Below are 10,425 nucleotides of genomic sequence, written 5' to 3' on the forward strand. Positions count from 1 at the left end.
TAGAATCTCGCACGCTAAAAGCAAAAGTCATGGAAAATTACCAATCCCGCACTTATCAGGTGCAACCGCAAGTCGGGGAACTCAAGGAAAGCATCCGCGATATGGTCCAGTTACAGCGTAATTATCAGCTTTCTGACGAACTCTTTTGGGAGATTTTCAACGAACGCGTCCTTCTCGATAAACAGATCGATGTCAATGCGTTTGTTCGCGACTTTATACCTTCTCCTGTCCCGCATTAAAAGGCAACTATTCAGCGCACCACTCGCCCGATTACTTGTTACCCAACTGGTAGCCGGGCGAGTGCCTGTATCGTTTTCAAACCTGTCGGTTGAGCAACTTAGCCCAGCCTCACGGCAAATAACTCCTTCGATTTGGCATATACGTACGTTACGACGGCCAACGTAACAACCCCACCTAATGCAACTGAAGGCACAGTGCCCAGCAATCGGGCCATCAATCCCGATTCAAAAGCACCTATTTCGTTGGATGAACTAACAAAGATACCATTCACGGCCGCCACGCGTCCGCGCATGTGGTCGGGCGGGAATATCTGCAATATCGTTTGCCGGATAATCACGCTCACGCTATCGAACGCTCCTGTCAATGCCAGCATGACAAGGGAGAGGTAAAAATTTGTCGATACCGAAAAGATAATCGTTGTAACTCCAAAACCAGCCACTGCCAACAACATATTCCGCCAGGCATTATGCGTTGGTGGGTATTTCGTCATAAAGGCCATGGTAAGCAATGCCCCAACGGAAGGAGCCGCCCGCAGGAACCCCAATCCTTCAGCACCAACTTTCAGAATATCTTCGGCAAAAACCGGTAAAATGGCCACTACGCCCCCAAAAAGGACAGAAAACAAATCGAGAGAGATCGCGTACAGGACAATCTGGGTTTTAAAGACAAACCGAAACCCTTCTTTAAGGCTTTCAGTTAGCCGCTGGGCAGGCGCATTCGTAACGGGTACAGGCTTGGGCTTAATAAAACTGATCAGGACTAAACAAATGGCAAACAGGCCAATGACTACGATCAATGTATTATCGAAGCCCACCCAATTGTAGATAAATCCAGCCACACCGGGCCCCACAATTGCTCCTGCCTGCCAGAATGAACTGCTCCACGTAGCTGAGTTTGTATAGAGCTCACGTGGTACTAAAAACGGTTTTAGCGACGAACTGGCGGGCGAATAAAACCCTTTGGCCGTACCAATCAGCATCAGTACACCATAAATCGTGGCTAATCGTGCCGTCTGCGACAGACCAGCCACAACCGACGGCTGAAAAACAAGGTATAAGATCACCGAACCGAATAAAATGACCAGTGAACTCCACTGAAGAATCCGCTTTTTATCGCGTCGGTCGGCCAGATGGCCACCAAAAAGCGATATGGCAATAAAAGGCAGGGCTTCGGCCAGTCCAACCAGACCTAAAGCCAGCGGATCGTGTGTGATTTTATAGAGTTCGTAGCCTAGAATGACTTCCTGGATCAGTAATGTAACTGTCATCAGGAAACTGTTCATCACAAAATAGCGAAAGTCAGGAATTCGTAAGGATGCGTAGGTATCAGTTGGGGAACTGTCGGTAACCATATTTTGGAAAGCTGCTTGTCTGATTAACCCATTAATTTTATTTTTTGTCCCTACTTTCGATTATCAAATCAAGAAAAGCGCAACTTCTAATGGAATCTCCGTTCAGAACACGGATTAAAATTTGCTGTATCAGTAGTCCCGATGAAGCTTGTTTGGCTATTCGGCTCGGTGCCGATGCCCTCGGGCTGGTGGGTCGAATGCCCAGTGGCCCCGGTGTGGTTGGCGACGAATTGGCCGCCCGGATTGTTGACTCGACACCTCCACCCATCGCTACGTTTATGCTCACAAGCGAAACCAATACCAGCGATATCATTGCGCATCAACGGCGGGTAGGTGCCAATACGATCCAGATCGTCGATGCGGTGCCGCCCGAAACGTACGCACAACTTCGTGACGCATTACCCGCCATTAAACTGGTGCAGGTTATTCATGTGATCGATGAGAAAAATATTGATGAAGCACTACAGGTCGTGCAGAACGGTGTCGATGCCCTGCTGCTCGATTCAGGTAACCCAAACCTGGCCGTAAAAGAGCTGGGCGGCACAGGACGAGTACACAATTGGGCAGTCAGTCGGCAAATTGTCGCCCAGTCGCCCGTACCTGTATTTCTGGCTGGTGGACTCACTATCGAAAACGTTCGAAAAGCGATTGAAACCGTGCAACCGTTTGGTCTCGACATTTGCAGTGGCGTCCGGACAAATGGCCAATTAGACGAAAAAAAACTGGAAGCCTTTGTTCGTATCGTATTGGGATAAAACAAAACTGGGAATTGGTAGCTACCAATTCCCAGTTGACTCTAATTGCCTGACTACTCAATTAAGCAATTGCAATTTCTTTCACTACTTTCTCTTCTTTCACGTCAATTTTAGGTAATTCAACCGTCAGGATACCGTCGGTATAAGAAGCCTTAATTTCGTCGGCATTGACTGTTTTGGGCAGGCGGAAACTCCGTTCGAAGGCGTTAAAGCCAAACTCGTGCCGGGTAAATTTAGGGCCTGTTTCGTCAGCTTTTGCTTCGGGTTTGTAAGCGATCGTGAGCGTATTATTCTCTACGTTAATTTTCAGATCTTCTTTTTTCAAACCAGGTGCAGCCAGTTCAAGCTGGAATGCTGTTTCAACTTCCTTTACATTCACAGCAGGAACGTTTGGGCTTGCATTGTGATACCGGTCAATAACAGGGCGACCGTAAAAAGGGTTGAAGAACGTTGGAATGCGGTTATATCGAACTAAAGTTGCCATGTTTTTTCTATTGTTTGGATCGTTCTTATTTGAACACATACTCTTATTGGCAAACAGCATACCAATTCAAAAAACAAGGACATATACGACATTTTGTCACTATTTAAACAATAAGTCGATAAAAATAAAGACAAAATGGCAGAAATATAGACAATAATGGGTAATTTAGGGCTCTTTCTGGCAGTTTTATTTGAGCAGCAACAGATGCCTGATTTACGCCACTGAACTGACTTACAGAAAATTAACAGTATCATTACTTTGCCTATCTGTTTTGAAAGCCTAATTTTAGGCCCTCAATTAGTATTCGACTCACCAAGCACTAATTTCCTTAACTTATGATGCGACCTATCCTGCCGCTAATTAGTCTACTATGTCTCTGCCTACCGTTTGGGACATCGGCCCAACAAACCGCTGTCGATTTTTTTGAAAGTGGTATCGGTAAAAGTAAATCCGGCGATTTCACGGGTGCTCTACAGGCTTTTAGCATGGCCATTACGATGAACCCCGAAAATGCAGCAAGCTATTACAATCGGGGTGTTGCCAAAGCAAGTCTAAAAGATCACCGGGGAGCCATTCTGGACTATGATCGGGCAATTGAACTGAATGGCAAAGATGCGATGGCCTATCTGAGCCGAGGTGCCAGTAAAAGCAAACAGGATGACCATCGGGGTGCGCTTCTGGACTTCAGCCGATCCATCGAATTAAACCCCGACGACCCTCAGGCGTATTATAGCCGAGGTAGCAGCCGGAGCCGCATTGAGCAATACAGGGGCGCTTTGGCCGATTTCTCGAAAGCAATCGAGCTTGACCCTGCCAACGTTCTGGTTTACTATGCCCGGGGTATTACCAAACAGAAACTCGATGATTTTTCGGGTAGTCTGGCCGATTTTACGAAAGTGATTGAAATGACGCCCAAACGTTCCCAGGCGTTTTCCGGGCGTGGTATCTCGAAAGTTGAACTGAACGATTTCAACGGCGCTATTACAGATCTCAACAAAGCCATTGAATTAAGCCCGGAAGATGCCGAAGCTTATTTTTATCGGGGCTACGCAAAAGGAAAGCTGGAAGACTTTAAAGGCGCGCTGGCCGACTACGACCGCTCTATCACCTTAAAGGCCGATAATTTCAAAGCTTATTACGGTCGCGGATTTTGTCGTGGCAAACTTGGTGATCAGAAGGGAGCGCTTCAGGATTTCACGCAGGCGATTGAGATGAACAACTCGAATACCGACGCAAAGGTGGTTTATACCGGTCGCATCACGCGCCCTATCCTCGATAACCTGCGCAACCTGGTTCAGGAACGGAATCGTATCAGCGAGCTTTCTGCTGAACGGTCTGAAGCGTATTTCTCGCGGGGGGTCAGTAAAAACAAGCAGGGCGATCAGCGGGGAGCCATTGCCGATTTGAACAAATCGATTGAATTGAACCCTACCTATGCCGAAGCGTATTTCTCGCGGGGATTGATCAAATCGGCCCAGGGCGACCAGCGGGGCGCTATCACCGATTGCAATGATGCGATCAAGCTAAACCCTCGCTACAGCGAAGCGTTCTACGTACGCGGAATTATTCGACATAGCCTTGGTGATGAAAATGGTGGCTGTCTCGACCTATCCAAAGCGGGCGAATTAGGCTACAATCCTGCTTATAAAGCAATTAGCGACTATTGTAACTAATACCAGAACTGGCTCGCAATTGGTCTGGATTTTACCGGATGAGGTTGTGTCAGTAACTAATCTGAGCGCCGGCTAATTTCCCTTTCAGCTTCACCAGTATATACACGAATGGGTAGGACTTAGATTCCTACCCATTCGTGTATATAACCAAGTAGAGTGCCCTTGTTTTCGTATCAACCCTTTGTAAAGCGTTGCGCCCTATTCAGGGTTTACCTGGATAACCTAACGTCGATCTGGCGGCATAGGCCGCGTCATACAGGGCATTAAAGCACTTTGTAAATGAATCCAGCCCATTGGTAAGATCCCATAATGGCAAATAAACCACAATCGATATGTCGGTGAGGGGATCGTAGGCCATCAGCGCCAAATTACCGATACGCGCACCGTTATGACCATAACCCAGATTTTTTGTCAACGTGCAACCCAGTCTATAGGTTGGGTTAGCCGACGACGCATCCGTTTGCATGATGGTCACAGTTTCGGGCTTTAAAACGTTCTGTCCTTTCATTAGTGAGCGTATATATGCATTAAGAGCACCCATGGTACCGTACCCATTTCCTTCGGCCACCTGGGCACTCATGTTGTAATCACCGTAGTTGATGGCCTGTCCTGGTTGCAATTCAAGACCTTCTACGCGGGGGCTCGGCAATACCGTATCATCGGCCCGGACAGGAAAATGAATGGCAACGGGTACAGGCGCGTTCGGCCCAACTACGTAATCTTTCAGGTAATCGCCATAGGTTTTAGCACTGCCACTTTTTACTGAATACACACGTTCGATAATCTTCCCCAGAATAGCATAGCCCGTATTGCTGTAATGATAACCGGTGCCCGGCGCAAAATAGGAAAGGTTGTTAATGATCAACTGGTGAATCATTTCTTCGGTTGTGAACTGATGTGTAGGATCAGCCAGTTGGGTAGCTTCGGTAAATGTTTTTCCGTTGAATCCAGGAACAGGATCATTATCGACGTCAAAAACACCAGCACTGTGTTGCAATAACTGCTCAATGGTAATCGAGTTTTTATACGGAAAATCCCACGCGGGTGTATTAGGTACATAGGGCATGTTGGTACCAGGTATAAGGCCGGTAATAGGTGCCTTAAAATCTAGCCAACCATCTTCGTGCATATTCAGAACGGAGGTACTCGTAAAGTTTTTTGTATTACTGGCGAATCGAAAATTAGTCGTTTCCAGGACGGGTGTATTACCGGGAGGAACCGAAGAGGCCAGTATTTTTTCAGTAGGTGTCTGAATCAACACATTTAGTGAAGGAACCGAATTCTGGAGGTCTTTTTCCAGGGCTGTCCGAACGCCATCGACAGCTTTTTGAACTTTGCTTCGGCGATCGGCCTGAGAATCAGGCGGTAGATGGTCAGTGAGCAGAGAGGAGCAGGCCACCGCCAGTAGCAAGACCAGAGCCACCAGGCTCCAGCCTAGTGCAGATTTAACAAATTGCCTATTTATATACGTTTTCATAGCGATTATGGTTTAAAGAGGCTTAGATACTAAAACGAGCTACAGTTTGTTTTCCACTTGGGCGATATAGTCTCACAAGGATCAAGTTGCCGGGTTATACTGATCGCAATAAAACAAACCGGCACATGATGTCATATAGCACAAATACCCCTAAAGGCCAACAATTTGTGGCTATTGAAACCGTATAAACAGGCAAGGGTGCCGTAAATAAATTTGATGATAAATTTATTTACGGCACCCTTATCAGGACTTTCTATGCCGACGATGAAAGTTAGCCTGAATCTCCCTAAAATACTCTATGAAATACTGTAAACATTCACTGTAAAGGGAGCTGAAGCATTTTCAGGGTTGGCAATGTACAAAGACCGAAACGGCTCAACATTATTACTTTGAAAGCCGCTATACACATTTTCGTATTCAACAGGGTCAATACCCGCACTTTTATCCCGCATAACGTCAAAATGAATCGCATCGGGATTAGGGCTATCTACTACTTCAAACGTTACGTAGAGCGCACCGGGTGTGATAGAATCGGTCGAGAAATTACCGCTCGACCGATGAAGTTGGCCAGATTCTGGTTTTGCCTCAGAAACTACCGTGGCTAATAGCTGTTTGTCCATGGGGGTGAGATCATTAAAGTTGAAACTGTGGTTGATTTGCTTCTACAGTAGCCATTTTCATTAATAGCTACTGTTATAATTACAAAAATATCTTTATTGTGTATTATTTAAACTTAAAAGAATTATTATTAATTATTCGGTAACTTAATCATAGTCACAGGCTTATGACGGTTGTCGACCGGTAAATGAGCCGGTTCCAGAAGCAGACGGTTCACCTGCCATCTTCCATTGTGATGCCTGCTGTTTTTTGAGAAAAATGGGTTAATCAAAGCCAGTATGGTTATCAATGCTGGCACCTCAGGCATGGCCTTTTGTAACTCTTGGATCAGCTGTACCGATAAGCCGCGTTTTAATTCAGTTGCCAGCAACGAATTATCGATAACGAGGTTTACGGATAATTTAATGCATTACACGATTTAGTAGGACTTTGGCTTGGAGCCGTACCACCGCACGGCGGACCGTGGTTTGTTTGGGCTTGATTAGTAACCACCGTCCGTGGCTGCGGTGGCACGGATTGAAGCCAAAGTCCTATTTAGTATAGATTGTAGTTTATTTATATGTACACATAAATAATTTTCGATTTACTTGAAATTGTGTTTCGATATCCATACTAAATAATCCAGTAAAACTATAGAATATAAGTGTATTATTTTGGTATATACCGTTTACTAAATCTTTCATTTTTGTACTAGTACGTGTATATGATTTGTTGCTTTCATTAACAATTTCTGCAATTATTACAAGAATTTATCTCTAAAGGTAAATTTTTTGTAAGTATTTATACTCGCTTTACTTTTCTCTAACTTTTAACCATTCACTATCATGGATCAGCCATTTCTTGGTATGATTGCTTTATTTGGCTTCAACTTTGCTCCACGCGGTTGGGCGATTTGCCAGGGCCAATTACTCTCTATTGCGCAAAACACGGCCCTGTTTTCATTGCTGGGCACTACTTATGGGGGCGATGGAATAACTACTTTCGCACTACCTGATCTGCGCGGTCGTGTCCCCCTGGGCCAGGGTCAGGGGCCTGGCCTGTCTAATTACGTTATTGGTGAAGTAACCGGTACTGAAAACGTTACCCTGATTTCCACCCAAATGCCTACTCACAGTCACGCATTAATGGTTGCGGGTACGCCCGCCACCGCTGCTACTCCAGTAAACAATGTGATGGCTGTCGCATCAGGTTCAACCAGCACTGGCGATCCTGTATCGGTAAATGCTTATGGTCCAACGCCTAATGCAATAGCCAATCCAAACTCTATCGGCCCTTCTGGTGGGAATCAGCCTTTCCCCGTTGTACAGCCGATTCTGGCGATGAACTACTGTATCGCGCTCGAAGGCATATTCCCCAGTCGCAATTAATTAACGATTCCATAAAACGGAAACAGCAGCGTTTTTCGGAAAAATGCTGCTGTTTCCGTCGAGATATCCCGCCTAATTCCCTCCTGATCAGCACCATCAGGAAGATCTGTCTGGTCCTTCTTCCTGTCATCTGGCAGTCAATAGCTGCTGCCCGCTCATCAATAACTACAACAAAACAAACCTTCCGTTAATCAAACTCAACTGCTTATGTTTAACAACTATTTGGCACGATGCACCCGTTGGGGAGGCTGGCTGGTTCTGGTATTGCTATTGATCGGAGAGAGCCTCCAGGCTACTCCTCCGACCTTACATACAACGCTCAAACCGGTTTTGCTGCGTCCATTAGCAGCGGTATCCTATAGCCAGCCAACGAACCCATTTCCTTCCCTAAGCTTTGGCGCACGACGAGTTTACTATGATGTGGATGCCGATGGCGATCAGGACATGCTCTATCAGGATGGTAATGTCAGTGGCGTCGGCATCAGTTTAATCCGGAATAATGGCAATGGCACCTTTGGGTCACCCATTAACGCCAACGGATCAGGCACCTTTACCAGTGGGCCACTCAACAATATTAACTTCACCAATATCACCCTGACTTCCATTTTCATTGTAGATTATGATAATGATGGCGATGAGGATCTTGTTGAAACGGTCAACGACGATGTTGGCCGGATCGTTCGCAACAATGGCAATGGCACATCTACCGACCTGATGACCAGCCCGTTTCCTTCCCTAAGCTTTGGCGCACGACGAGTTTACTATGACGTGGATGCCGATGGCGATCAGGACATGCTCTATCAGGATGGCAATGTCAGTGGCGTCGGCATCAGTTTAATCCGGAATAATGGCAATGGCACCTTTGGGTCACCCATTAACGCCAACGGGTCAGGTACTTTTACCAGCGGGCCACTCAACAACGTTACTTTTACCAATATTACCCTGTCATCACTTTTTATCGTGGACTACGACGATGATGGGGATCAGGATCTTGTTGAAACGGTCAACGACGATGTTGGTCGGATCGTTCGCAACAATGGCAATGGCACATCCACCGATCTGACGACCAGCCCATTTCCCTCTCTAAGCTTTGGCGCACGTCGGTTCTATTTCGATGTAGACTCCGATGGCGATCAGGACATGCTCTATCAGGATGGTAATGTCAGTGGCGTCGGCATTAGTTTAATTCTCAATAATGGCAATGGCACCTTTGGGTCGCCCATCAACGCCAACGGGTCAGGTACTTTTACCAGCGGACCACTCAACAATATTAACTTCGCCAATATCACCCTGACTTCTATTTTTGTTGTAGACTATGATAATGATGGCGATCCGGACCTTGTTGAAACGGTCAACGACGATGTTGGGCGGGTCATTCGTCAGGAGGGTAGCCAGCCAAAGATTACCTCAACCAGTCCGGCAGACAATGCTACGGGCGTGAATCCAGCTACGAACCTGACCTTAACATTCGACCGAAGTGTGAGTAAAGGCAATGGTAATCTTTATCTAGTGCGCACTTCTGACAATGTAATAGTCGAAACTGTACCCGTAGGAAATGCCAAAGTAACAGGGTCGGGTACGACCTGGGTTCTTGATCCCAGTACGACACTCGCAAACCTTACCGCCTATGCATTACGGGCTGATGAGGAAGTTTTTATTGATACAGATGGGCGCGTATTTGCCGGTATTTTCACTAATGCTCTATTCAACTTTACGACTGGAACAGCCAATAGTGCGCCGACCGACATTGCACTTAGTGCTAGTACGGTTGCCGAAAATCAGCCTGGCGGCACAGCCGTAGGCACACTCAGCACAACAGACCCCGACGTTGGCCAAAGCTTCTCTTACTCACTGGTAACTGGCGGAGGATCAACAAACAATGCTTCATTTCAGCTGGTTGGCAGTCAGCTACAAACAGCGGCAACATTCAATTATGAAGCCCAAAGCAGCTATTCGATTCGAATTCGCACAACCGATAATGGTTCTCCTGCGCTGACATTCGAAAAGTCATTTACAATCTCGGTCACTAATGTCAACGAACCTCCGACGATCAGTCCCCAATCATTTACTGTCAATGAAAATACGCCCAATACTACGCCAGTGGGCACGGTAGCGGCATCAGATCCCGACGCTGGAACAACACTTAGCTATTCCATCATAAGTGGTAATACAAATGGCGCTTTCGCTCTATCAGGGAATTCACTGCAAGTTGCTAACTCAGCAGCATTAAATTTTGAAGTTACGCCTACCTTTTCATTGTCAATAGGCGTATCGGATGGTGCCCTGACAAATTATGCACTGATTACTATTACGATCAGTAATGTCAATGAAGCGCCCAGTGTGGCTAATGCTATCCCGCCCCAGTCGGCCACGGTGGGCAGTGGGTTTAGCTATCTCATCCCAGCCAACACCTTTACCGATACCGAGACACCCGCCAGTCTAACCCTGTCGGTCAGTAGT

At 46.4% G+C, this 10,425-nt stretch carries 9 protein-coding genes; 5 read left to right on the forward strand and 4 right to left on the reverse strand.

Annotated elements, in window-relative coordinates:
* The first annotated feature begins 29 nt into the window (after window positions 1-29).
* Entirely contained in the window at window positions 30-239 is a 210-nt protein-coding gene (locus tag GJR95_RS33785) for a hypothetical protein (protein WP_162390052.1), read from the forward strand.
* 98 nt (window positions 240-337) lie between these two features.
* Here the strand turns inward: GJR95_RS33785 and GJR95_RS33790 are convergent, their stop codons facing one another.
* Window positions 338-1,591 (reverse strand): MFS transporter, encoded by a 1,254-nt coding sequence (locus GJR95_RS33790; RefSeq protein ID WP_162390053.1) that lies wholly within the window; start codon window positions 1,589-1,591, stop codon window positions 338-340.
* 89 nt (window positions 1,592-1,680) lie between these two features.
* Between GJR95_RS33790 and GJR95_RS33795 the strand changes: the two genes are divergently transcribed.
* Window positions 1,681-2,346 (forward strand): phosphoribosylanthranilate isomerase, encoded by a 666-nt coding sequence (locus GJR95_RS33795; RefSeq protein ID WP_162390054.1) that lies wholly within the window; start codon window positions 1,681-1,683, stop codon window positions 2,344-2,346.
* A gap of 61 nt (window positions 2,347-2,407) precedes the next feature.
* Here GJR95_RS33795 and GJR95_RS33800 read toward each other — a convergent pair whose 3' ends face one another.
* Entirely contained in the window at window positions 2,408-2,830 is a 423-nt protein-coding gene (locus GJR95_RS33800; RefSeq protein WP_162390055.1) for an Hsp20/alpha crystallin family protein, read from the reverse strand.
* A gap of 335 nt (window positions 2,831-3,165) precedes the next feature.
* On the opposite strand from GJR95_RS33800, the gene GJR95_RS33805 reads away from it, so the two are divergent.
* Window positions 3,166-4,503, forward strand: coding sequence for a tetratricopeptide repeat protein (locus GJR95_RS33805; RefSeq protein ID WP_162390056.1), 1,338 nt, complete (start codon window positions 3,166-3,168; stop codon window positions 4,501-4,503).
* 202 nt (window positions 4,504-4,705) lie between these two features.
* Here GJR95_RS33805 and GJR95_RS33810 read toward each other — a convergent pair whose 3' ends face one another.
* The gene (locus GJR95_RS33810) at window positions 4,706-5,980 is read right to left on the reverse strand and encodes a serine hydrolase domain-containing protein (RefSeq protein ID WP_162390057.1); all 1,275 of its coding nucleotides are present in this window, start codon (window positions 5,978-5,980) and stop codon (window positions 4,706-4,708) included.
* A 296-nt stretch (window positions 5,981-6,276) separates the two neighbouring features.
* Window positions 6,277-6,600 (reverse strand): DeoR family transcriptional regulator, encoded by a 324-nt coding sequence (locus GJR95_RS33815; protein WP_162390058.1) that lies wholly within the window; start codon window positions 6,598-6,600, stop codon window positions 6,277-6,279.
* Between the two features lie 822 nt (window positions 6,601-7,422).
* Here GJR95_RS33815 and GJR95_RS33820 point away from each other — a divergent pair.
* Entirely contained in the window at window positions 7,423-7,965 is a 543-nt protein-coding gene (locus GJR95_RS33820; protein ID WP_162390059.1) for a phage tail protein, read from the forward strand.
* Between the two features lie 207 nt (window positions 7,966-8,172).
* On the forward strand, window positions 8,173-10,425 hold a 2,253-nt coding region (locus GJR95_RS33825; RefSeq protein ID WP_174260248.1), incomplete at its 3' end, for a cadherin domain-containing protein.

The organism is Spirosoma endbachense (assembly GCF_010233585.1).
GTDB lineage: Bacteria > Bacteroidota > Bacteroidia > Cytophagales > Spirosomataceae > Spirosoma > Spirosoma endbachense.